General features: G+C 73.3%; 20 protein-coding genes. 7 read left to right on the top strand and 13 right to left on the bottom strand.

The features are described from left to right. Positions 1 to 100 precede the first annotated feature (100 nt). Together ACI79E_RS14990 and ACI79E_RS14995 are read left to right on the top strand one after the other, a co-directional pair. The gene (locus ACI79E_RS14990) at positions 101 to 1,015 is read left to right on the top strand and encodes a helix-turn-helix domain-containing protein (RefSeq protein WP_456933358.1); all 915 of its coding nucleotides are present in this window, start codon (positions 101 to 103) and stop codon (positions 1,013 to 1,015) included. An 89-nt stretch (positions 1,016 to 1,104) separates the two neighbouring features. Further along, complete coding sequence (locus ACI79E_RS14995) at positions 1,105 to 2,211, top strand: class II histone deacetylase (protein WP_456933359.1); 1,107 nt, start codon at positions 1,105 to 1,107, stop codon at positions 2,209 to 2,211. 36 nt (positions 2,212 to 2,247) lie between these two features. Here the strand turns inward: ACI79E_RS14995 and ACI79E_RS15000 are convergent, their stop codons facing one another. From ACI79E_RS15000 to ACI79E_RS15010, 3 genes are all read right to left on the bottom strand, one after another. Beyond that, positions 2,248 to 3,216, bottom strand: a complete 969-nt coding sequence (locus tag ACI79E_RS15000) for a helix-turn-helix transcriptional regulator (RefSeq protein ID WP_456933360.1) — start codon at positions 3,214 to 3,216, stop codon at positions 2,248 to 2,250. Between the two features lie 170 nt (positions 3,217 to 3,386). Continuing rightward, positions 3,387 to 4,010 (bottom strand): hypothetical protein, encoded by a 624-nt coding sequence (locus ACI79E_RS15005; RefSeq protein ID WP_456933361.1) that lies wholly within the window; start codon positions 4,008 to 4,010, stop codon positions 3,387 to 3,389. A gap of 74 nt (positions 4,011 to 4,084) precedes the next feature. Beyond that, a complete protein-coding gene (locus ACI79E_RS15010) occupies positions 4,085 to 5,125 on the bottom strand; it encodes a transglycosylase domain-containing protein (protein WP_456933362.1) in 1,041 nt (346 codons plus the stop codon). Between the two features lie 94 nt (positions 5,126 to 5,219). Here ACI79E_RS15010 and ACI79E_RS15015 point away from each other — a divergent pair, with 94 nt between their 5' ends. Both ACI79E_RS15015 and ACI79E_RS15020 read left to right on the top strand, forming a co-directional pair. Then, positions 5,220 to 5,804, top strand: coding sequence for a TIGR03086 family metal-binding protein (locus ACI79E_RS15015; RefSeq protein ID WP_456933363.1), 585 nt, complete (start codon positions 5,220 to 5,222; stop codon positions 5,802 to 5,804). A 159-nt stretch (positions 5,805 to 5,963) separates the two neighbouring features. Continuing rightward, positions 5,964 to 6,281, top strand: coding sequence for a DUF3303 domain-containing protein (locus ACI79E_RS15020; RefSeq protein WP_456933364.1), 318 nt, complete (start codon positions 5,964 to 5,966; stop codon positions 6,279 to 6,281). On the opposite strand, the gene ACI79E_RS15025 is transcribed toward ACI79E_RS15020, so the two are convergent. Next, positions 6,233 to 6,709 (bottom strand): hypothetical protein, encoded by a 477-nt coding sequence (locus ACI79E_RS15025; protein WP_456933365.1) that lies wholly within the window; start codon positions 6,707 to 6,709, stop codon positions 6,233 to 6,235. The genes ACI79E_RS15020 and ACI79E_RS15025 overlap by 49 nt on opposite strands. Before the next feature lie 83 nt (positions 6,710 to 6,792). Continuing rightward, a complete protein-coding gene (locus ACI79E_RS15030) occupies positions 6,793 to 7,872 on the bottom strand; it encodes a hypothetical protein (RefSeq protein WP_456933366.1) in 1,080 nt (359 codons plus the stop codon). A 141-nt stretch (positions 7,873 to 8,013) separates the two neighbouring features. Between ACI79E_RS15030 and ACI79E_RS15035 the strand changes: the two genes are divergently transcribed. Next, positions 8,014 to 9,420 carry a DUF4407 domain-containing protein gene (locus ACI79E_RS15035; protein WP_456933367.1) on the top strand — a complete coding sequence of 469 codons (1,407 nt, stop codon included), beginning with the start codon at positions 8,014 to 8,016 and terminating at the stop codon, positions 9,418 to 9,420. A 90-nt stretch (positions 9,421 to 9,510) separates the two neighbouring features. Beyond that, complete coding sequence (locus tag ACI79E_RS15040) at positions 9,511 to 10,263, top strand: enoyl-CoA hydratase/isomerase family protein (protein WP_456933368.1); 753 nt, start codon at positions 9,511 to 9,513, stop codon at positions 10,261 to 10,263. A 3-nt stretch (positions 10,264 to 10,266) separates the two neighbouring features. Here the strand turns inward: ACI79E_RS15040 and ACI79E_RS15045 are convergent, their stop codons facing one another. The 8 genes from ACI79E_RS15045 to ACI79E_RS15080 form a co-directional block, all read right to left on the bottom strand. Beyond that, positions 10,267 to 10,734, bottom strand: a complete 468-nt coding sequence (locus ACI79E_RS15045) for a hypothetical protein (protein ID WP_456933369.1) — start codon at positions 10,732 to 10,734, stop codon at positions 10,267 to 10,269. A 131-nt stretch (positions 10,735 to 10,865) separates the two neighbouring features. Further along, positions 10,866 to 11,477 (bottom strand): PIN domain-containing protein, encoded by a 612-nt coding sequence (locus ACI79E_RS15050; RefSeq protein ID WP_456933418.1) that lies wholly within the window; start codon positions 11,475 to 11,477, stop codon positions 10,866 to 10,868. Between the two features lie 40 nt (positions 11,478 to 11,517). After that, positions 11,518 to 12,147, bottom strand: a complete 630-nt coding sequence (locus ACI79E_RS15055; RefSeq protein ID WP_456933370.1) for an antibiotic biosynthesis monooxygenase — start codon at positions 12,145 to 12,147, stop codon at positions 11,518 to 11,520. Between the two features lie 81 nt (positions 12,148 to 12,228). Then, positions 12,229 to 13,557, bottom strand: a complete 1,329-nt coding sequence (locus ACI79E_RS15060; protein WP_456933371.1) for an ABC1 kinase family protein — start codon at positions 13,555 to 13,557, stop codon at positions 12,229 to 12,231. Between the two features lie 165 nt (positions 13,558 to 13,722). Then, the gene (locus ACI79E_RS15065; RefSeq protein WP_456933372.1) at positions 13,723 to 16,851 is read right to left on the bottom strand and encodes a DUF3427 domain-containing protein; all 3,129 of its coding nucleotides are present in this window, start codon (positions 16,849 to 16,851) and stop codon (positions 13,723 to 13,725) included. An 84-nt stretch (positions 16,852 to 16,935) separates the two neighbouring features. Next, positions 16,936 to 17,559: a GIY-YIG nuclease family protein gene (locus tag ACI79E_RS15070; RefSeq protein WP_456933373.1), complete on the bottom strand. Its 624-nt coding sequence runs from the start codon at positions 17,557 to 17,559 to the stop codon at positions 16,936 to 16,938. A gap of 3 nt (positions 17,560 to 17,562) precedes the next feature. Next, positions 17,563 to 18,474 carry a phosphorothioated DNA-binding restriction endonuclease gene (locus ACI79E_RS15075; protein WP_456933374.1) on the bottom strand — a complete coding sequence of 304 codons (912 nt, stop codon included), beginning with the start codon at positions 18,472 to 18,474 and terminating at the stop codon, positions 17,563 to 17,565. A 98-nt stretch (positions 18,475 to 18,572) separates the two neighbouring features. Further along, complete coding sequence (locus tag ACI79E_RS15080; RefSeq protein ID WP_456933375.1) at positions 18,573 to 19,676, bottom strand: hypothetical protein; 1,104 nt, start codon at positions 19,674 to 19,676, stop codon at positions 18,573 to 18,575. 328 nt (positions 19,677 to 20,004) lie between these two features. Here ACI79E_RS15080 and ACI79E_RS15085 point away from each other — a divergent pair, with 328 nt between their 5' ends. Next, a complete protein-coding gene (locus tag ACI79E_RS15085; protein ID WP_456933376.1) occupies positions 20,005 to 23,253 on the top strand; it encodes a TM0106 family RecB-like putative nuclease in 3,249 nt (1,082 codons plus the stop codon). Positions 23,254 to 23,299 lie beyond the last annotated feature (46 nt).

The raw sequence follows: 23,299 nt of genomic DNA on the forward strand, positions 1-23,299 counted from the left end.
CGATGCCTGCACGGTCCCCGGCGATGCGTGCAGGTCTTGCCGCACCCGGCGGGCCGGGGTTGGCTGCCGGGCACGGCAGCGGCGCCGGCGGGAGGCCTCCATGACCCTGGTCGCGGAACGGTGGGACGCCGCCGACGTGCCCGCCACCGACCGGGACGACGCCTTCCGCGAGGTGGTCAGCGCGACCCACCTGCCGTGGTCGCTGACCCCGGGTGAGCCCGTGCCGGGCCCGGTCGGCCTCACCCGCTACCGGGTCGGCGACCTCACGCTGGTCGACTGCCGCTGCGGCCCGTGCTCCGGTTCCCGCGGGCGCGCGCAGCTGGCGGTGACGGACGACGACGTCGTCGGGGTGCTGTTCGTGCGGTCCGGGGTCGAGCAGGTGGAGGCCGGCGGGGAGCGGGTGGCCCTCGGCCCCGGCGCGGCGCTGCTGTGGCGCGCCGACGAGCCGGTGCGGTTCCGGGTGCCGGGCCGGCTGCACAAGTGGACGCTGCTCGTGCCGTCGTCCCGGCTGCCCGGCGCGCGCAGCGGCCTGCTCGACCCGGCCGCCGCCCGCCTGCTCACCGCGCTCCTCGGGACGACCCTCGCCGCCGCCGGGTCGCTGGACGGGCGGCTCGGGCAGCCGGTCGCCGACGCCGCCGTCGGCCTGCTGGCCGGTGCCCTCGCCCCACCGGACGACGCAGCCCCGCCGCCGGACGCCGCGGCCTGGGCGCGGGTCACCGCGCACGTGGAGGCGCACCTGCGCGACCCGGCGCTGACGCCGGCGGCGATCGCGGCCGGCGCCTACGTCAGCGAGCGCTCGCTGTACGCCCTGTTCGCCGCGCGCGGGCTGACCCCGGCCGGCTTCGTGCGCCGGCGCCGGCTGGAGGGCGCGGCGCGGGAGCTGGCCCGGCGGGGGACGGCGGTGACGGTGGCCGCCGTGGCGCACGGCTGGGGCTTCCGCGACGCCGGCACCTTCGGCCGGGGGTTCCGGGCCGCCTTCGGCCGGACGCCGGACGCGGTGCGGCGGGGCCGCTAGGCGCATGGGCAGAACCGCCCATTGAGCCCGCGCGCCGTTCCCGGTTCCCTCCCCGCAGGGGAACGGGCCCCGCTCGGAGGAGGACGGCGATGGCGACCGGCGCACTGTGGGACGAGAAGTACATGTGGTGGGACACCCGCTCGGCGGGCGCGTTCATCCCCGCGGGCGGCTGGATCGAGCCCGACGAGCACGCCGAGAACCCCCGCACCAAGCGCCGGCTGAAGAACCTCCTCGACGCCTCCGGCCTCTCCAGGCAGCTGCGGTGGCTGGACGCCCGCCAGGCCACGGTCGAGGAGGTCTGCCGGGTGCACGACGAGGAGTACGTGCACCGGATGGAGGAGCTGTCGAACTCCGGCGGCGGGGACGCCGGGGAGCTGGTGCCGTTCGGCCCGGGCGGCTACGAGATCGCGATGCTCGCCGCCGGGGGCGCGATCGTCGCCGCCGAGGCCGTCCACAGCCGGGCGGTCGACAACGCCTACGCGCTGATCCGCCCGCCCGGCCACCACGCCGAGCGCGACCGCGGCCGCGGGTTCTGCATGTTCTCCAACGTGGCGATCGCCGCCCGCCACCTGCAGGCCGTGCACGGCGTGCGGCGGATCGCGGTGGTCGACTGGGACGTCCACCACGGCAACGGCACCCAGCAGGCCTTCTACGGGGAGGCCGAGGTGCTGACGATCTCCCTGCACCAGGACTCCTACTACCCGCACGAGAGCGGGGCCGGCGACGAGACCGGCGAGGGTGCGGGGGCAGGCGCGAACATCAACGTCCCGCTCCCCCCGGGCACCGGCGTCGGCGGCTACCTCTACGCGGTCGAGACGCTGGTGCTGCCGGCGCTGCGCCGCTTCGCCCCGGAGTTCGTGTTCGTCGCCTCGGGCTTCGACAGCAGCGCGCTGGACCCGCTGGGCCGGCAGATGCTGCACTCCGGCGCCTACCGGGAGATGACCCGGATGATCGGCGAGGTCGCGACCGAGACCGCCGGCGGGCGGCTGCTGATCGTGCACGAGGGCGGCTACTCCGCGGCGTACGTGCCCTTCTGCGGGCTGGCCACCATCGAGCAGCTCAGCGGCGTCCGCACCGAGGTGGAGGACCCGTTCCTCGACTTCCTGTCGGCGATCGGCGGCATGGACCTCCAGCCGCACCAGAAGGACGTCGTCGACGCGCTGCGCCCCCTGGTCGACGGGGTGCCCACGGCCTGACCGCGGCAGGTGACCGGCCGCCGACGGCGCGGCCGGTCACCCGCCGGGCAGCAGCCGCCAGCCCTCGCGGACCGCCCGCGCCGCGGCCGCCGCCCGGCTGGGCGCGCCGCACTTGGCCAGCACGTGCTCGACGTGGTGGGCCGCGGTCCGCTCACTGATGCCCAGCCGGCGGGCGAGGGCGTGGTTGGACAGGCCCTCGGCGAGCAGGGTGAGCACCTGCAGCTCCCTCGACGACAGCCCGTGCGGCGGGTCGCCGGGCCGGCCGACGACGAGCGTGCCGCCGGCCACGGCCACCAGGCGGACGCGGTACCACCCGGTGGGGCCGCGCCAGGACCACGCGCCGTCCCCGCCGTCCCCACGCCGTGCCAGGACGGCGGCCAGCAGGGACGGGTCGTCCGACAGCAGGGGACGGCGGTCGGGCAGGTCGAGGAGCCGCCCGTCGGGGGAGACCAGGGACGCGGCGTCGTCGGGGGCGAGGGCCGCGGCGAGCACGCTGAGCCGGCGGGTGTGGTCGACCGCCGCCGCGAGCACGGGCGCCGCGTGGTGCAGCGCGGCGACGACGTCCGGGGTCGGTGCCCCCTCGGCGGTCGTGCTCACGTGCAGGTCGCCGGTCCAGCGGCCGTCGCGGGTGACCAGCCGGGCGGTGGCACCGCCGCAGAAGCCGGCCGGCAGGAACACGTCGCGGACCGATGCGGTGGAGGTGTAGCCCTCGACGTCCCGCCAGCACCGCGCCCGGCGGCTGGGGTCGGTGGCCAGCAGCCGGTAGCCGACGTCGTCCACGAGGAAGGCCGGACCGCTGAGGTGGGCCAGGACCGGAGCGGGGTAGCCGGTCGCGGCCAGGGGGCTGGACGCCCCGGAGAGCGGATCGCGGGCGTCGAGCGCGGCGGCGGCGACGTCCGGCTGTCCGATCAGCTCGTGCAGCACGTCGTCGGCCGCGGCCTCGGGGGCCACCGCCGACGACGCCGCCGCGGCCAGCTGGAGCGCGAGGGCCAGTGCATCCGGCACGGGCGCAGCCTGGCGTCCGAGCCGGTCCGGCGGAAGGGGCGAGGCGGCCGCGACCCCCGGCTGTCCCGCCCCGCGTCGTCGCGCGCGGCGGGTGACGTGTCGGTCCGCGCACGCTCGTGCTCTGCCCACCGGGGTGGGCAGAGCACGAGCTCCCGCGACGACCCCTGCGGTCAGACGGTCTCGGGCACCCGCAGGTGGGCCACGGCGAGGTCCATCTCGGCGACGTCCACGATCGTCGCCCCCATGGCGCGGGCGAACTGCTCGCGCAGGGAGCGGGCGTGGCGGCGCACCAGCCCGAGGGCCTCGCGGGTCTGGAACGTGGTGACGCTGACCGTCCGGCCCTGGCGCCGGTCGACCAGCATGCTCACGCTGCAGAAGCCGGGCAGCTCCTGGAGCTTGGGCATCAGGTTGAACTGGTAGGCGTCGAGCAGGTCGTCCATGTGGTTGTTCGGCAGCCGGGCCCAGGTGACCTGCGCGCCGGCGCCGTCCCCGGCGGGGCGGTCACGGTGCAGGACGGCGATCTGCCACTGGTGGACGTCGGCGGAGTGACCGCCGACGGTCTGCAGGAGCCGCTCCTGGACGGTGCGGTCCTCCTCGGCGGTGGCGCGCATGGCCTGCTCGTCGGCCCACGCGGTCGCGACGATGCAGCGACCGGCGTCGTGGTCGGCGAGCACGGAGAGGCCGACGCAGCCCTCGGTCCGCGACGCGGCGGGCAGCACCTCCTCGCGCAGGTAGGTGACGCCCTTCTCGATGTCGTCCGGATTGCCCCGGATGCTGGTGGATCGCGCGTACAAGCGGCCGCTCCTCCCGGTCGGGCAGATGCAGAACGGCGCCCACCCTCCCGCTCGCCGGTCGGGGCGGCAAGCGGTCAGGCGGTGCCCTCCGCGGCGATCAGCTCGGCGACCGCCTGCGGCCGGGTCGAGCAGTCGTCGTCCGCGGCGGGCTGGTCGGCGGCGAGGCCGGTGATCCCGGCGTCCTCGACCGGCTGGAAGCCCAGCCGCTCGATGTGCCGCGGCACCCGGTTCTGCGCGTTGACCACGTGCGAGCGGGACAGCCAGCCGAGGCCGTCCTCGACGTCGAAGTCCAGGCCGCCGCCGGGTGCGCGCCGGACGTGCCCGGGGGAGGGCAGCAGGCCGACGAGCTGGACGGCCTGGGGCACGGGGAGGTCCTGCGGCGGGGAGTCGAAGTAGTACCAGCTGGCCGCGCAGACGCCGTAGATCGTGGGCCCGAACTGCGCGTAGTTGACGTAGAGCTCGAGCATGCGGCGGTCGTCGAGCGCCAGCGCGAGCTCGGCGGCCAGGCCGGCCTCGACGACCTTGCGCCAGGCGCTCATCTCCTGGTTGAGGAAGAGGTTCTTGGCGACCTGCTGCGGGATGGTCGAGCCCGACGGGTCCTCCTCGCCGGCCAGGTGCGCCTCCGCGCGCGCCATGAGGACGTCCCACTCGAAGGCGCCGGAGCGGTAGGGGAGCGGGGCGTCCTCGTGCGCGATGACGGCGGCGAGGAAGTTCCGGGAGACGTGCTCGACCGGCACCGACTGCTGGACGACCTCGCCCGGGTTGGCGGCCATGAACGCGGTCGTGGGCGGGTCGACCCACCGCAGGGACACGATGACCAGCGCCTGGACGACGGCGACCGCGGCGAGCACGCGGGTGATGCGGCGCAGCAGCCTGCGGCGGGACCGGGGCGGTGCGTCGGGACGGGGTGTCGCGTCCGGCCGGCTGCTCCGCGCCGGGCGGTCCCCCCGCCACCGGCGGCGCGCGGGCGGTTCGGGCTCGGGGGCGGGCGCGTACGGGTCGTACGGCGCCGCGACGTCGTCCCAGGGGAGCGGCGGGGTGTCGTCCTGGGCCCGGGAGCGGCCGAGGCGCGGGAACCGGGCGGTCAGCCGGCGGTCGGGCGGGACGTGGGCCATGGGTGGGGAGCTCTCCCTGGTCGACGAACCGTCATGGTACGGCTACCGAGGGTGCTCGGCGGTGACTTGGCCGGCGCCGGGCGGTCTGTACGGCATGCAGACGACGCAGATCGACCTCGGCCCGCAGGTCGAGGTGCTCAAGCGGTTGGTGGCGGGTGTGCGCGACGACCAGCTGGACGACCCGACGCCGTGCGCGGACCACTCGGTGGCCGCCCTGCTCGACCACGTCGCGGGCCTCGCCGTGGGGCTGCGGCTGTCGGCGGAGAAGAACCCGGACCCGTCCCCGCCGCAGGCCTCGGCCGACCACCTGCCGCCGCAGTGGCGCACGGTCATCCCCGCCGAGCTGGACGCGCTGGTCGCCGCGTGGCGCCGGCCGGAGGCCTGGGAGGGGGAGACCTCGGCGGGCGGCGTGACGATGCCGGCCGCGGGGATCGGCCTGGTGACCGCCGACGAGGTGCTGGTGCACGGCTGGGACCTCGCGGTCGCGACGGGGCAGGAGTTCGAGGCCGACCCGGCGACGGTGGAGGCGGCGACGGCCTTCGCCGCCGAGGTCGCCGCCGGGCCGCCCGCGCCGGGGCTGTTCGACGCGCCGGTGCCCGTACCGGACGACGCCCCGCCGCTGCACCGGCTGCTGGGCCTCACCGGCCGCGACCCGAGCTGGCGCCCGGCCGGCGGCTGACCCTGGGTGACCGCCGGTGGCGGTGGACGAGGACGCGCGGGTGCGGTGCGGAGCCGTCGTCCACCGTGTTCCCGTCCGTCGGGACCGGTGGGACCGTGGCTGCACCGTGACCACGGCAGGGTCGCGTGAGTGGCCCGCCCGGGACGGAGGAGGGACCCGATGGGCCAGGTGTACCTGCAGCGCTTCGTCTACCGGGACGGCGCCAGCAAGGCCGAGATCGACGCCGCGTGGGCCGAGGCGTTCCGGGCGTTCGCGAAGTCCGGCAACTGGGGTGGGGTCGAGAGCGGGGTGACCCACCACCGGACGTGGGGCACGAGCTGGGGCGGCTACATCCTCGTCGAGGTGGACGACCCCGAGGCGCTCGTGCGCTACCAGACGCACCACCTGCAGAACTACGGGCACGCGGTGCACATCACGCTGGAGCCGGTCTACGACATGGACGCGGCGTTCGCGGACGCGGTGGCGAGCGCCGGCTGAGCCGGCTCGGCGCTCCGGCGGCGGCCGAGCCACGTGTCGGCCAGCCGCACCGTGAGCAGGGGCAGCAGGGCGATCGTGGCGAACACGGCGGCCCCGGCGGCGACCGTGCCCAGCCACTGGGCGGCGCCGAACCCGGCGGTGCTGCCGATCTCCGCGCTCGCCACCCCGACCGCCGGGACGCAGAGGAACAACGCCCCGGCGACGGGCAGCAGCCACCGCAGGCGGTGCGGAGTGAGGCCCGCGACCAGGCCGCCGGGGACCGCCACCACCACGTAGAGCAGCAGGATGAACGTCGTCCCGCTCCACGAGAACGACGGCGACCCCCCGCCGGCGAGGGTCACCAGCGCCATGAGGCCGCGGGACGCCGCGCCGAGCACCACCCCGGCGACCAGTGCCGCGAGCACCCCGAGACCGATCCTGCGAACCACTGCTCGTCCTCCCGCCGTTCCGACAGCGGCGGCACGGTACCGGCCGGGCGCGTCAGCGGAGAGGTGTTCCCGCACCGTGCCGTTCAGCCGACGACGAACGCGGTCGACTGGGGACCGTCGTCGTCCAGGCACGCGCCGGTGACGACGAGGCTCCCGCCGGCGCCGAGCGGCGCGACCGCGCCGAGGACGCCGGTGCCCTCGCACAGCCTCACCCCGCCGACGCGGTTCCCGCTGGCCAGGTCGACGGTGACCAGCTCCGCGGTGAACGACAGATCGGCCAGGGGGAACGAGGCGAGGCGCCCGTCGGGGTCGAGCACGAGGTCGAGCGCGGAGTCGCCGGCGCCGTCGAGGTCGGCCACGGTGCGCGGCTCGCCGTCGGTCACGGTGACCAGCCGGCCGACGGCCCGGGCCTCGCCGAGGTGGACGGCGGCGACGGCGGTGCCGTCCGCGGTCACGTGGAGGGCGGTCCCGGTGCTGCCCCGCTCCGGCACGAGCTCGACCGGGTCGCCGACCGGTCGCAGGTCGCGGTCCCAGAGCACGAGGACGGCGCCGGTGCCACCCGCCGGGCGGTCGGCGGCGACGAGCGCGGCCAGGCCGCCGTCCGGGGTGGGGGAGAGGTGGGTGACCGGTCCGGGCGCCGCGCCGGTGCGCAGGACCGCACCGGTGACGGCGTCGACGACGGTGACCACGGTGTCGCGGGTGGCGGTGAGGGTGCGGCCGTCAGGGGAGAGGACGACGGCGGACGGCGGTCCGCCGAGGCCCCAGGGGACGGCGCCGACGTCGGTGCCGGACGGCACGCGGGTGAGGACGTCGTCCGCGACGAGGACGGTGCCGTCCGGTGCGACGGCGAGCTGGGCCGCGGAGCTGACGGCCGGGATCGCGCGGACGTCGGTCGCGACGCCCGCGTCGCCGAGGGTCAGCCGCACCAGCCAGCTCTGCGCGGCGTCGGCGGCGCCGAGGAGGGCGACCGGGGCGCCGGTGCGGGAGGCGGCGAGGTCGTAGAGGACGACGTCGCTGCCGACGGCGTCGTCCAAGTCGAGCGTGGCGACGAGGTCGCTGCGCTGGGGCGCGGGCCGGCCGTCACCGCGCCGCTCTGACGCGGTGCACCCGGCCACCGCCAGGGCCAGCACGAGCAGCGCGGCGGTGCGGCGGGCGGCGGGCATGGCGGCTCCGGGACGTCGAGGAGCCAGAGCGTGCGACGGCCGCGTGACCGGCGCAACTGCCGGTTCGGCTGCAGGCCTGCCGATAGGGCAGGAGAGGCGGCGGTTAGACCACGACCCCCGTCGCCCGGGGGTGGCTCGCGCATGGCGGCACGACAGGGACGGATCGGGAACGGTCTGGCCGCGCTCGGTGGCGCTCGTCCCGACGTCCTGGAGGTGGCGCCCGGCGCCCGCCCCCGGTTCGTCGCGCTGGGCGGCGTGCTGCTGAGCACCGGCGGGCTCGCCGTCGTCTCGGCGGCGTTCGCGGTGCACATGGCGCTGGGCGTGTGGTGGCCGTTCGCGCTGCTGCTCGGCATCGGCTGGGGCGCGGTCGTGGTGAACCTCGACCGGATGCTGCTGGTCGGGATGGCGCACGACGCGTCGCTGAAGCGGAACCTCGCGCTCGCCGTCCCGCGGGTCGGCCTGGCGCTGGTGCTGGGTGTCGTCGTCGCGACGCCGCTGACGCTGCAGATCTTCCACAAGGAGATCGACACCGAGATCGTGACGATGCAGGCCGAGGCCGCCGACGCCTACCGCACCGGCCTCGAGGAGGACGCGCGGTTCGCCGGCCTCCCGGCGCTGCAGGAGAAGATCGCCACCCAGGAGGCGATCGTGGCCAGCGGTGGACTCAGCGACCCGGGCCTGGCCGGCGTGCACGACGAGGCGGCCGCGGCGCAGGCGGCGTACGACGCGGCGCTGGGCACCCAGCGGGAGCTCGAGGCCAAGGCGCAGTGCGAGCTGGACGGCACCTGCGGCACGGGGGACGCCGGCACCGGCACGGCCTACCTGCAGGCGCGGGCCGCGGCCGACGCGCAGGCCGGCGTCGTCGCCTCGGCGAAGTCGGAGCTCGACGCGGCGGTGGCGGCGGCAGGGGCCGCCGAGGCGCGCAGCGCCGACCTGGCCGCGGCGTCGCTGGGGTCCGACCGGGCGGAGCTGGAGCGGCTGACCGCCGAGCAGGACCGGCTGCAGGCCTCCTTCGACGGGGCCAACGAGGGCTCCGGCGGCATCCTGGCCCGGCTGGAGGCGCTGGACCGGCTCAGCGACCGCAACGGCACCCTGGCCGCGGCGAAGTTCATGCTGTCGCTGCTGTTCATGTGCGTGGAGATCCTGCCGGTGCTCATGAAGCTGCTGCTGAACTTCGGCCCGCCGTCGGCCTACGACCGCCTGGCCGCGCTGCGCGACTCGGGGGACGTCGAGATCGAGGAGATGCAGCAGGAGTCGCGGCTGACCGTGGCCAAGGCCCGCGAGGAGATGCTCGTGATGGCCGAGAAGGAGCGGATCGACCGGCAGAAGGAGGCCGTGCTGGCCCGCCGCCGGGCGGCCGCGGTGCTCGCCGAGGAGGCGGCCCGGGTGGCCGCCGCACCGGCCCGGTCGGCGACCGCAGAGGCGCCCGCGGTGCCCGAGCCGCGCCAGCCGTGGGACACCGGTCCGATCCGCCTGGCTCGCGCCGCCGCCAGGACCGTGAACTCCGTGCGCCGCCGTCCCGCCGAGCGGACACCCGCCGGGGTCTGACCTCGGCCTGCTCGCCCCGGCCCCTCCGTGGTCTGATCCCTCCCGGGATCAGCCGGCGGAGGGGCCGGTTGCGTGTGGAGGGGTGTGCTCGTGACGACTGGCTCCGGTGAGGTGCTGCTCGAGGTCGACGGCGCGGTGGCGGTGGTGACGCTGAACGCGCCCGACCGCCGCAACGCCCTCACACCCGACATGGCCCGCGAGCTGATCGGGCTGTTCGACGAGGTGGACGCGCGCCCGGAGATCGGGGCACTCGTGATCCGCGCGGTGGGCAAGTCGTTCTGCGCGGGCGGGGACATCGCGACGCTGACCGCCGCTGGGCGCGACCCGGCCGCACCCGAGGCCTACGAGGGCATGTCGGCGATATACGACTCCTTCTACCGGCTCGGGCAGGTGAAGGTGCCGACCATCGCGGCCGTGCGCGGCTCGGCGGTGGGCGCCGGGATGAACATGCTGCTGGCCACCGACCTGCGGATCGTGGCGACCGACGCGCGGCTGCTGTGCGGGTTCCTCAAGCGCGGGATGCACCCGGGTGGTGGGCACTTCGTGATCCTGTCCCGGCTGATCGGCCGCGAGGCGGCGGCGGCGATGGCGCTGTTCGGCGAGGAGGTCGACGGGACGCGCGCCGCCGAGCTCGGGCTGGCGTGGGAGGCACTCGACTCCGACGCCGTCGAGGGCCGAGCCATGGAGCTCGCCGCCCGCGTCGCCGCCGACCCGGAGCTGGCGCGCGTCGCGGTGGGCAACTTCCGCCGGGAGGTCGCGGGCGGCGCGGTCAGCTGGGAGGTCGCGACGCAGTTCGAGCGGCCGGCGCAGATGTGGTCGATGCGCCGGTCCGCCCAGCTCTGAACCTCAGACGGCGGCGGCCTCGGCGAGCGGAACCGTCTCGGTGACCGTGGCGCTGTGGCAGACCTCCCCGACGCAGTACTGGGCGTTGACCTCGACGTGGGCCTGCAGGGGCAGGAACACCCGCAGCGCCCCAGCGGAGGTCGCCGTCCAGGCGGTGGGGGTGCTGGAGCACGGCGCGAGGACGCCGAAGAAGTCGCGGGCGATGTCGAGTCCCTGGACCTGGGCGACGTCCCCGAAGACGACCGCGTCGACCTGGGTGCTGCAGGTGATCGTGCCGGTGAACACCACGGTGCCGGGTTCGCTGCCGAGCTCGGCCGAGTCCAGCGTCACCGCGACGGGGTCGACCAGGACGGGCGGCGCGGGCAGCACGGGCACGGGCGGCGCGGCGAGCGCGGACGGCGCGGTGAGCCCCATCGTGGCGACGGCGGCGACGCCCAGGACCAGTGCACGGCGGATGTGGTCTGCGGACATCGCGGCCTCCGAGCGGGAGCGGGGGAGCGGTACGACAGCAGCGTCGTGCCCCGGTACCGCGTGCGCGGACGCGGTGAGCGGGAGGTTCCTCGCGGCCGGATCATCCCGTCAACGGCGCCGCTGACGGTGCGTCAGCCCCCGGTTGCGGGGGGGGGGGGGGGGGGGGGGGGGGGCCCGCGGGGCGGGGGGGGGGGGGGGGGGGGGGGGGGGGGGGGGGGGGGGGGGGGGGGGGGGGGGGGGGGGGGGGGGGGGGTGGGGGTGTGGTGCCGCGCGCACATAACCCCCCCCCCCCGCCCCCCGGGCGGGGCCCCCCCCCGCGGGGGCCCCCGCCCCCCCCGCCCCCCCCACGACACACGCCGTTCGTGAGGCGGGACGCGCAGGGATCCGCATCGGCCGGTCCCCGTCCCCGGGGGGCCGAGTGTTCGTCGGACGTGGACGACGCGGGGGCCGGCGAGCTCGGCCAGGACGTCGAAGTCGGCGTCCTGGCTGACGACGGGGACGTCGTGGGCCCGTGCGGTGGCGGCGATCCAGGTGTCGTTGACGTTCATCCGCCGGTCCGACCCGGCGATGCGCAGCCGGAGCTCCGCCCACGCGTCGGCGACGGGCACGTCGATCGGCAGGGGGTTCAGGTCGGCGACGGGCTGCAAGGTCGTCAGCCGGCGGGAGCGCACCGACAGGTCCGCAGCGGCGAGGACGCCGGGAGGGGCACCTCCACGGCTACGAGTGTGGCGCCTCCGGAGCACACCGCGGCGGGGATCGCGGTGTGCTGTGAGCCGGGTGCGGTCAGACGGTCTCGGGCACCCGCAGGTGGGCGAAGACCATCTCCATCTCCGCGACGTCGAGGATGTCGACGCCCATCATCCTGACGCTCTCCTCCCGCAGCATGCGGGCCTGCTCCCGGGACTGCTCGAGGGCGGCCCGGCTCGCGAACACGGCCGTGCCGACGGCGCGGCCGCTCTCGCGGTCGACCAGCATGCTGAGGCTGCAGAAGCCGGGCATCTGCTGGATCCGGGGCATCAGACTGCTGCGGTACATGTCGAGCAGTTGGTCGGTCCGGCTGGGGTCGGCGCGCAGCCAGGTGATCCGGCAGCAGGCGCCGTCGGGGGCCTGGTGGTCGCGGTGCAGGACGGCGATCTCCCACTCGTGGACCTCCGGCTCGCGGGCGCCGGCCCCGAACCGGTCGACCATTGCCTCGCGCATGGGGTGGACGTTCCGGTCGCTGGCCTGCATGGCCTGCTTGTCCTCCCAGGCCGAGGTGGCGATGTACATGCCGCTCTCGCGGTCGCACATCATGGACAGCCCGATGCAGCCGTCCATGTCGCGCATCGCCGGCCAGACCTCGTCGGCCATGTAGGCGATGGCCTCGTCCATCGACGCGGGGAAGATCATCAGGGTGGTGGAACGGGCGTACATCTCCCGGCTCCTCTCGTGCCGTGCTGACACGGCCGAGCCTCCTCGGCGGGGACGGCGGGCGACGGTGCCGAACGTCCCTCGCTAGGTGCCCGTGTCGTCGTAGCCGGGCAGCCAGCGGCGGACCTCGGCGTCGACGGCGACGGTGGCGCCGAGCGAGCAGAGGACGCCGGTCAGCTCGGCGGCCACCCGCTGCAGCAGCAGGTAGTGCGGCGGGATCGTCAGCCGGCGCTGGGTGCGGGCGGTGGCGCCGAGCGGGTCGGAGGCGCGCCGGGTCTGCTCCTGCATCCAGCCGCGGGTGAACCGGTACTGCTCCGTGCGCAGTGGCTGGAGGTAGGGGTCGAGCAGGTCTCGTAGCTGCTCCGCCGTGACCCTGGCCGGGTCGACGAGGTGCCCGGAGGCGATGCGGTGGAGGGTCGCGGCGTCGCCGTCTCGGCCGGCGGCGAGCAGGGGGCCGAGGCGGTCGGGCCAGCCGTGCGGCATGGCCTGTGTCGAGCCGAAGTCGAGGACGCCGAGCCGCCGGTCAGGCAGGAGGCGGAAGTTGCCGGGGTGCGGGTCGCCGTGGACTCGGTGGGCTCTGGCCGGGCCGGAGGCGAGGAGGCGGACGAGCAGCTGACCGGCGCGGTCGCGGTCGTCCTGGCTGCCCTCGGCGATGACGCGGGAGAGGGGTGTGCCGCCGACCCACTCGGAGACCAGCACCTGGCGCTGGACCCTGAGCACGTCGGGGACCGCGATGTCGGGGTCGTCGCGGTAGCCGTTGGCGAAGTCCCGCTGTGCCTGGGCCTCCTTCTGGTAGTCGGCCTCCTCGCTCAGTCGTTCGCGCAGCTCGGCGAACAGCTCCCGGACGTCGAGACTGGGCGCGGCCGCCTTCAGGACCGGTGTCAGGACCTGGAGCGTGCCGAGGTCGGCGACCAGCGCCTCGGCGGCGCCGGGGTACTGGACCTTCACCGCGACCGGCGTGCCGTCGCGCCAGGTGGCGCGGTGCACCTGCCCGATGCTGGCCGCCGCGACCGGCTGGTCGTCGAAGTCGCGGAGGACGTGGCGCCAGTCCCGGCCGAGCGAGCGGTCCAGCTGCTCGTGGACCCGCGCGGTCGGCATGGCTGGCGCCGCCTCCTGCAGCCGGACGAGCGTCTCCCGGTAGGGGCCGGCCAGCTGCTCGGGCAGTGCGGACTCCATCGCCGACAGCGCCTGCCCGACCTTCATCGCGCCGCCCTTGAGGTGGCCGAGAGTGGCAAACAACTGCTCGGCGGTGCGCTGCTGCACCTGGGCGGCGACGGCTTCTGCCGGACGGCCGCCGATCCGCTTGCCGAGCCCGACGGCGGTGCGCCCGGCATACGCGGCCGGCAGCGCAGCCAGCCGCGCCGTTCGGGCCAGGCGACCCCGTGTCGGCGTGCTGTCCTCGGCGCCCCCCACCGGAGGACGGTAGCGCCGCGCGAGTGGACGCGGCACGACCGCAGGATGACACCGAAGGGGTGGTCTCTTGAGCGATCGGGCAGTTCCGGATGTCCGTCGTCAACGCTCGTAGGGGTTGAGCCTCCTACCGAGTGAGTCGGAGGTTCGAGTCCCTTCAGGTGACAGCTAGGCGACCTTGGCGGCGTGGAACACGTCAGCCGGTAGCGCTTGCTCCAGTCGCCAGAGGATGCGCATGGGGCGCTCGCCGGTGTGGGACACGTAGGACATCGGCCCGGCGTAGAGGTACGGCGGTGTCCCGAGCGTTCCGTCCGCCGTCTTCGTCTCACGGACGAACAGGTGCACGGACGTCCCCATTGCTCGGTGGTGGATGTACCGCTGACCCGTCGCTGAGCGCTCCGCGGTCGCGTTCTGCGATTCCCACTGGAAGAGCGTTGGCGAGATGGCGTGGTCGGCGTACATGGTGGTGGGAGAGAAATGCGCCTCGGTCTTCACCAGCGTCACGAAGAAGATGTCCGCCTGGTCGCCAGGCACCCAGCGCACACCCGACCCCCACGTGCCGTTGAGGTCTGTCATGCCGAAAGCGGCAAGCGCCTCGTCGCGGCTGTACCGGGCATGCACGTGTAGCGGGCGCCTGCCGGCGACCTCCAGCGCAGGAGTCACCCGGTGGATGCGGTCGTGCAGGACCCCGCTCAACTCGGTCAGCTCTTGAGCGCGGGCAGGGTTGGCCAGCAGACGCTGCAGGCTGGCCTCCGCGCTACTGAACGGCGTACGAGAACCCCAAAGGGAGAAGTGCAGCATCGCCGCTAGGCGACGGATGCGTTCGGAACCGGAAGCGCCAGAACCGGCGCTTGCTGCATCGAGCAGTTCCCGCACCGTCCGCAGGCGCTCCAGGTCGTCGATGTGCAGCATGCGACCGAAGGCTCCGCGCAGAGCCGCGTCGTCCGGACCCGGAGCCGAGGCGTCCCAGCCAGCGGCTCGCTTGAGATCCAGCCAGCTGCGGCCGTTGCCGCGGTAGAGGTCCTCGAGTTCGACGCCCGTCTCCTCGAGAAAATCGGCCAGCGACGGCGACGGCGACGGCGACTGCGCGCCAGCGGCCTCGGCGACCAGTCTCTTCCACGAGACGTCGAGCGATTGCTTGATGTTGTCGAGGACGATCCGCTGCGCCACCCGGTCCAGCTCGATGTGACAGCCGGCTGGCAGGGTGGGGAAGCCCTGCTCGACGACGCGCTGCAGGCCACGCCGTGAGGTCCCGGTCAGCGCCCGGAAGCGGAGGTCGAAACGGAACTCCTTGCGCTGCGCGCCGATGAAGTCGAGGACGGTCAGGCAGGCTTTGTCCTCCGACAAGCGCAGCCCGCGGCCTAGTTGCTGCAGGAAGACGGTCGCGCTCTCGGTGGGCCGCAGGAAGAGCACGGTGTCGACCGCCGGGACGTCGAGGCCCTCGTTGAACAGGTCGACGGCGAAGAGAACGTTCACCGTGCGATCCCGGAGGGCGGTCAGCGCGGCTGCCCGCTCTTCACGGGACGTCGTCGAGGTGACCGCCAGGCTGGGGATGCCCGCAGCGCTGAAGCGCTCAGCCATGTACTGCGCGTGCTGGATGCTCACGCAGAAGCCGAGCGCGCGCATCTGCCGCGGGTCCGCCACCTTGTCGTGAACCGCCTGCAGGACCAGTCGGATGCGCTTGTCGTCCCCCGTGTAGACGATTGTCAGCTCGCCGACGTCATACCCTCGACCGCGCCGCCATCGCAGCTGGTCGAGGGCCACGTCGTCGTGGATGCCGAAGTACTGGAACGGCGCGAGCAGCCCCTGCTCCAGCGCCTCCCACAGCCGCAGTTCGACCGCCGTTCTGCCGCCGAACCAGCGCCGGACATCGGCACCGTCGGTGCGCTCCGGCGTCGCCGTCAGGCCCAGCAGGACCTTCGGCTGCAGGTGCTCCAGCAGCCGGCGGTAGGTGGCCGCCTCGGCGTGGTGGAACTCATCGACGATCACCATGTCGAAGTGGTGCGGGTCGAGCTGAGCGAGGTCGAGCTGGGTCAGCGACTGCACCGACCCAAAGACGTGCCGCCACTCCCGAGGTCGCTGGCCGCCGACGAAGAGCTCGCCGAAATCCCCCTGGCGGAGCACGTGCCGGAACGTCGACAGGCTCTGGACCAGCAGTTCTTCGCGGTGGGCGATGAACAGCACCCGCTCGACGGTCGCGGCCGTGCGCAGCCGCCGGTAGTCGAGGGCGGAGACGACCGTCTTCCCGGTGCCGGTCGCCATCACGACGAGGTTGCGCCAGCGGTCGTGGACCTCACGCTCGGCGTGGAGCTCGTCGAGGATCTCCTGCTGGTAACCGAACGGGCGGACGTCGAGCGTCGCGATCTCGATGGGCAGGTCGCTCGGTCCGCCACGCTCTGCAGCGATGGCTTGACGCAGCCGGTCGCCGTCCCGGATGGGGTCGTAGGTCTCGAAGGACGGGTCCACCCAGTAGCTGTCGAACGTCTCGGCGAAGGTCGTCAGGAGGTGCGACTGCTCGACGTTAGATAGGCGCACGTTCCACTCGAGGCCGTCGATGAGCGCCGTTCGAGAGAGGTTCGAACTCCCGACGTAGGCCGTCGACATGCCCGTGTCCCGGTGGAACAGCCACGCCTTGGCGTGCAGGCGCGTCGTCCGCGTCTCGTAGGAGACCTTGACCTCGGCGCCCCGCTCGACCAGCCGGTCGAGCGCGCGCTGGTCGGTCGCCCCCATGTAGGTGGTGGTGATGACGCGCAGCCGGACACCGCGCTCGCGGAGGTCGGTGAGGGCGTCTTCCAAGACGCGCAGGCCGTGCCACTTGATGAAGGCGCACAGCAGGTCGACCCGATCGGCGGACGCCAGCTCTCGGCTGACCTCGTAACCGATCCGCGGCTGGCCACGGCCGTTGACCAGTAGTGCGCTTGTGGAGAGCGGAACGGCCGGTCGCTCAGGGAACGACGCGGGACTAGGGACGCCGCTCGGCGAGGCGATCGCCAAGAGGGTGCGGACCGGATCCGCGACGGCGTCGTCCATGCGGGCCACGTCCGGCGACAGGTCGCTGATGGCTGCGACGATCCGGTTGGCGAGTTCGACCTGCCGGCTGATGGCCGACGCGTCGCCTCCGCCGACGGCTCGCAGTGCCCGGCTCGCGAGCTCGGTGATGTGGCGGGTCAGGGACTCGTGCGCATCCGCCGGATCGAGCGTGCCGAACTGGATGAGCTCGGGAGCCGCTGCTGACAGGTCCTTGGTGAGCCGATCGGTGACCAGGTGCTCGTACAGCCCAGTGGGCGCGTCCCCCATGGACCGAACGTAACTGGAGGGTCACGCAGACTCCGGGTGCAACGCGGCGCGGCCGGGAGCCCCGCCTCTTGGACGGTGGCGTCTTCAGCGGCCGCCGACTCCCGGATTCGGCACAACGGGAAGGGCGTTAGCTGCGGCGACGGCCTCCTTACGAACCATCGTGAGCTGCGGATGGAACGCGTTGTGGTTGTTGCCGTCCAGGTTCAGCGGCAGGTCCAGGCGCTGGATGAGCTGTTCCTCCAGCTCCCACGGACGCTCATGTGGAACGAAGCTGACGTACGCGTGCTCGGCCATCCACTGCGACAACTGTTGCTCACCATTCACGAAGGTCCGGCGAGAACCCGACCCCACTCGTCGAAGCTGGAGCCCGAGCTCTTCGGCGAGCAGACAACCCAGGGTCTTGCGCAGTGTCGATCCCTCGGCGTTGCAGGCGTAGTGCGTCACGATCCGCTGTCGGAGTTGCCCCTTGCTGGCCGGACGGGCGTTGCGAGGTGGCTCCTTCGGGCTGATCCCCGTGTACAACAGCGTGAACCCGTCGACCTGGTGGCAAGCCGAGACATCCATCGGGGAAGGCAGACGGTTGAACCACCAGCCATAGACCCCGGGAACGGCAGGAATGGGCGAGGGGCGGCTCAGCACCTCGTCCCTCCGCCACAGGCGCTCGGGCGACAGGAAGCGTGCGAGATCGGTGGACACGTTGTTCTCCATGAGTCAGCTGGTGAGGGACTGACCCTGGAACACCTGCTCGGTGTGCCAGCGAACGTGTGCAGCCGCGGGTAGCGGGGTCCCGGGCCGAGGCCTGAGGCGCTGACCGTGCAGGTCGTACACGGTTCGGCCCTGGCGCGTCCGCGCGGAGAAGCGGCCGGAGACGACCACGGAGAAGTCGTCGTCCAGGCCGAGCATCCCGCGGTCGAACAGCTTGTGGTGCAGAGAGCAGAGGGCGAGCCCGTTGTCGAGGTCGTCGGGACCACCCAGCTTGAACCAGCGAACGTGCGCCGCCTCGATGCCGACGACGCCTCCGCCGGCGGCGCCGTCGAACCCGCAGAAGGCGCACTGCCGGTCCCATGCCTCGATGACCGCGGCCGGCCACGTGCTGCTCCGCCGTCGCTCCGCGGGGCTCTCGCCGCGGGCGGGTCCGCTGCCCTCCAGCAGGTCCGGGTCTAGGCCGGCCGCGACCAGGACGTCGGGTGCCACCGTCCCCGGGAAGTGACTCTCGACCAGGCCGCGCGCGGCCTCGGCCAGGAGCTCCGGACGGTTCCGTAGGGCCGCTTCCAGCGACGCCTCGAAGCGCCCGGTCACGCCCTGGCGCAGCGGGCCGACGTTGTCCATGGGGACGTCGCGATCGAGTGTCCACACGCCGTCGGAACGCAGCCGCGTGAACGGGAACGCGGCGCTTTGGGCCCTGCCCGTCTTCGACGTCGGGCCGAACTCCTCGATCAGGTTGGCAAGCTTCTGCTCCGCCTCCGACCAGGGCAGGCAGCTCGTTCCGGTGGCAGCCAGGCGGCCCAGTGCGAGGAGGACGAGCAGCGGCTTGTGCGGGGACCGGCGGCCATCCTGTTGGTGCTGGCGAAGTGAGGAAAGCCGGTCAAGAACCTGCTGAGCGTCAGGAGCGCTGAGTGACACGGGCGCCGACTGTGCCCGAAGGTCTAACGCCGGAGCGGGCAGGACACGGCACCACCCGAGAGCCGCGGGGCTGAAGTGGTCCCAGCCCTCCCCGTGCATCAGATCAACGTACCAGTGAGGCGGAGGACGGCCACGACTGTTTCGGCGCAGGCGTCGAGCATGACGGGATTCCGAGGCTTCGCGGATAGGTTGCCGCGGGGCGCTGTCTGCGACAACAGTACCTCGCCGGTCTCCTCGAGCACGCCATGTATGCGCTGCTCGAGGTACTTGATGTCATCACTACTGAAAGGTTGAGCGGCAGCACGGACGAGCAGTGCCCGTCGCCATTCCGGCTTGGTCTGCCTATGTGAACTGAGGCGACCTAGGAAGTCCTCGCTTAGTCCCACGTACGCCCACGGCTTGACGATCAGGGTCGTCGTGAGCGTTCGCTCCTTGCCGGTCCGCGAAGCAGAGTGCTGGAGGTCGGTGCCGGTCAGCACATAGATGCCAGGAACACCTGCCCAGCTTCGTCCGGGGTCTACGTCCCGCGGTACCTGCTCCATGGCGAGTGCCGGGTAGCCACAGGTAATGCGCGCTCGGCCTTCATTATCAAGCTCGATGTCGAGCTGAGTTGGGGGAAGCCGCCGCGGCGGCGAGACGACTCTCACCGGGAGAGGGTCTTGACTGCTCGCAAGGTTGGCCGGCGACTGCAGGGAGTGGATCCCCGACGAGGGCCGTGCGCCGCCCCCGTCCAAGGGTTCTAAGGCAGTCAACAGATCCCTCACCTCAGCCTCCACCGCGGTCGGCCGGAAGATGGTGAGGAGGGAACGCATCGTGTTGGCCGCGCCTTCACTCAACGCGCTGCGCTGGAAGCGGCCCAACCACTCGACTGTCCGTCGGTGAGGGCCCGACTCGGGGGCTGACCCTTGAAATTCGTATGGACCGGTGATTCGGGCCACGAGGTACTCGCTGTGCTTTCCCCTCACTCGCGGGACGATGACGATGTCGCCAATCTGTATCCGGTGGGCGAAGGTGACGATCTGGTTGGCATACCGCGACTCCGCTGGTGTTGCGGCACGCGCCTTCAGTGAGTCCGCGTCGGTCCGGGTCAGGTCCTCGGGTGCGAACTCGACGAAACTGATGGCGATGTAAGACCCGGACAGGAACTCGTCGGCGTACTTCGCCCCTTCGCCGGCCCTAACCACCCACAGCTCATCGCTCACGTCCGTATCCCCCCAGCGGTCATCCCTACAAGCTCGATCCTGACTGTCAGCTCATCGACTGGTCGCACCGGGGCAAGCGTTGCCTGAGTGTCGCCCACCTTGTTGGCGTGGTTGTAGCGGCACAGTCAACGAAGATCGGCGGAGCTTACGGACCGCTGAGGGACCGGGGTTTTCAAGGACCGTGTCGGAGGCGCCAGGATGCGGCGTGGGAGATTTCAGGACGGCGGCGTCCATGAAAGCCTCCTCGCGGCTCTGCACGCTGCACCACGGGGGAACGTTGCCGCACTCATCCCTGCCCGCCGTCATCCGTCCGACGGAGGGCTGAGCCGTGTACCGCGTCGACGGGCGGCTGGTCCTCAGCCCCAGTGACCTGACCCGGCACCAGGAGTGCCACCACCTCACCGCACTCAACCTCGCGGTGGCCGGCGGCACCCTGCAGCCGCTCGCCGAGGGCGTCAGCGACCAGACGGTGCTCGTCGCCGACCTCGGCATCGCCCACGAGCTCCGTTACCTGGAGTCGCTGGAGGAGCAGGGCCTCGAGGTCGTCCGCCTCCACCAGAGCCGCAGCGAGGCCGCCACGCGAGAGGCGATGCGCGCCGGCGTCGACGTCATCCACCAGGCGACGCTGTTCGACGGCACCTGGGGCGGCCAGGCCGACTTCCTCCTGAAGACGACCACGCCGTCCGACCTCGGTGACTGGTCCTACGAGGTCGCCGACGCCAAGCTCTCTCGCCGCGTCAAGGTGCCGGCGCTGCTGCAGATGGCCACCTACGCCGACCGGCTCGCCACCCTCCAGGGCCGCGCGCCCGAGCGCATCTGCGTCGTCACCGGCGACGGCGGGTCCCGGCCGTGGCGGCTGGTCGACGTCGCCGCCTACGCCCGCCGCGCCCGCGCCCGGCTGGAGGGCTTCGTCGCCGATCCGGGGAGCACCGGCCCCGTGCCCATCGCGCACTGCGGCCAGTGCTCGTGGAAGGCCCGGTGCGAGGATGAGTTGCGCACCGGCGACGACCTCAGCCTCGTCGCCGGCATGCGCCGCGACCACCGGGCGGCGCTCATCGGCGTCGGCGTCACCACGCTCGAGCAGCTCGCGGACGCCACAGACGACGTCCTCAAGGCCACGGGCATCACGAAGGGCACCCGCGAGCGGCTGCGCGACCAGGCCCGCGAGCAGCTCCGCGGCCGCCAGGTCGGCGCGCCGACCCGCACCCTGCTCCGGCCGCAGCAGGCGCAGGGGCTCCTCAAGCTCCCCGCGCCCAGCCCCGGCGACCTCTACCTCGACTTCGAGGGCGATCCGCTCTCCGGCGACGGCCAGGGGCTGGAGTACCTCGCCGGCCTCGGCGACCGGCAGGGCCGCTTCACGGCCCTCTGGGCGCACGACGCCGCCGAGGAACGGCGCATGGTCGAGGAGCTGATCGACCGGGTCATCGAGGCCTGGCGCGCAGACCCCGGCATGCACGTCTACCACTACGCCGCCTACGAGGTCAGCGCGCTCAAGCGGCTCACCGGCCGGTACGGCGTCCGGGAGGCCGAGCTCGACCAGCTACTGCGCGCCGAGCGGTTCGTCGACCTCTTTCCGGTCGTCCGCCAGTCGATGCGGATCAGCAAGGAGTCCTACTCGATCAAGAAGGTCGAGGCCTTCTACGGGCGCGAGCACACCGGCGACGTCGCCGACGCGATGTCCAGCGTCGTCGAGTACGAGAAGTGGCTGATCGACCGCGACCCGGCCCGCCTGCAGGCCATCCACGACTACAACCGCGACGACGTCGACTCCACCCGCGAGCTGCACGATTGGCTGGAGACCCAGCGGGTCGAGCTGGAGGCCGAGCACGGTGAGCTGCCGCGCCCGGTGCTGTCGGAGATCGATGGGCCGAAGCAGCGGTCGGACGTCGAGGTCGCGGAGCTGGCCCTGGTCGAGCAGCTGCAGACCAAGGGTCACGAACTGCTCGGTGACCTCGTGCAGTGGCATCGCCGCGAGGCCCGGCCCGGCTGGTGGGAGTTCTTCAGCCGCGGCGACCTGGAGGACGAGCAGCTCGTCGAGGATCGCACCGCGCTCGGCGGGCTCTCCGTCGCCGCCGAGATCGGCAGCGAGAAGCGCAGCAAGCTCTACGAGTTCACCTTCCCGCCGCAGGACGCCAAGCTCTCGGTCGGCAAGCCGGCCTTCGACGTCGACACCCAGGCCCGCATCGGCGAGGTGCGTGAGCTCGACGCCGTCGGCGGGCGGATCGTCGTCAAGAGCACCAAGCAGCCGGGCGCCGTCCGCGGGCTCGGCCCGGAGGGACCGCTCGACGACAAGCAGATGCGCGCCGCGATCGTCGCCACGGCGGACGACGTCCTCGCCGGCCGGCCGTGTCTCGGGCAGGCGCTGCTGGAGCGCGTCGTCCCGGCCGACTGCCGGCGGCTGCCGGGGGAGGAGGCCGGGGACGCCGTCGTCCGGCTCGGGCTGGAGCTGGACGGGCAGGTGCTCGCCGTGCAGGGGCCGCCCGGGAGCGGGAAGACGCGGGCGGCGTCGCGGCTGATCCGCGCGCTGCTGGACGCCGGCAAGAAGGTCGGCGTCACGGCGCAGTCCCACGCGGTGATCGGCAACGTGCTGCAGGCCGTCGGCCGGCCGGCGCTGCAGAAGTGCGAGGAGCACCAGGCCTGCGGGGCCCCGGGCGTGGAGTGGTCGAAGGAGTCTGCCGACGTGGCTTCGCGGCTGCTCGACGGGACGGCGAACCTAGTCGGCGGGACGTCGTGGTTCTGGACCCGGCCGGACCTGGCCGAGGCGGTCGACGTGCTCGTGATCGACGAGGCCGGGCAGTTCTCGCTGGCCAACGCGGTCGCCGTCGCGCGTGCCGGGAAGTCGCTGGTGCTGCTCGGCGACCCGCAGCAGCTGGCGCAGCCGACCCAGGCCGTGCACCCGGGGGAGTCGGGGCTCTCGGCGCTGGAGCACCTGCTCGAGGGGCACCCGACCGTGCCCGAGGACCGCGGCGTCTTCCTCGACCGCACCTACCGGATGCACCCGGCGCTGACCGCGTTCGTCTCCGACCTCGCGTACGAGGGACGGCTGGAGTCGGCGGCCGACCGCGAGCGGATCGCGGTGGACGGCTGGGCCAGCGGACTCGCCGTCCGGTTCGTCGAGCACACCCGCGCGGCCGCGGCGGCGTCGGACGACGAGGCCCGTGCGGTGGCCGAGTTGTGGCGCTCGCTGCAGGGCGTCGGCTGGGTCGACGCGGCGGGGGAACGGTCGGTCATCGGCGCGGACGACGTGCTGGTCGTCGCGCCCTACAACAACCAGGTCGCCCGCATCAGGGGCCTGCTGCCCGACAGCGCGCGGGTCGGCACCGTGGACAAGTTCCAGGGCCAGGAGGCGCCGGTCGTCCTCTACTCGATGACGTCGACGTCGGCCGAGGACGCGCCCCGCGGCGTCTCGTTCCTCTACGACCTGAACCGGCTCAACGTGGCGGTGTCACGAGCCAAGGCGCTGGCCGTCGTCGTGATGAGCGAGGAGCTGCTGGACGCCGCGGTGCGGACGCCGGAGCAGCTGCGTCAGGTCAACGCCCTGTGCCGACTCGTCGAGATCGCCACCGTCGTGCAATAGGCGCAGGGCTCAGTTTCTTGCGAGACTGCGTTTCCACCCGTTGATA

The sequence above is a fragment of the Geodermatophilus sp. SYSU D00079 genome, assembly GCF_054050635.1.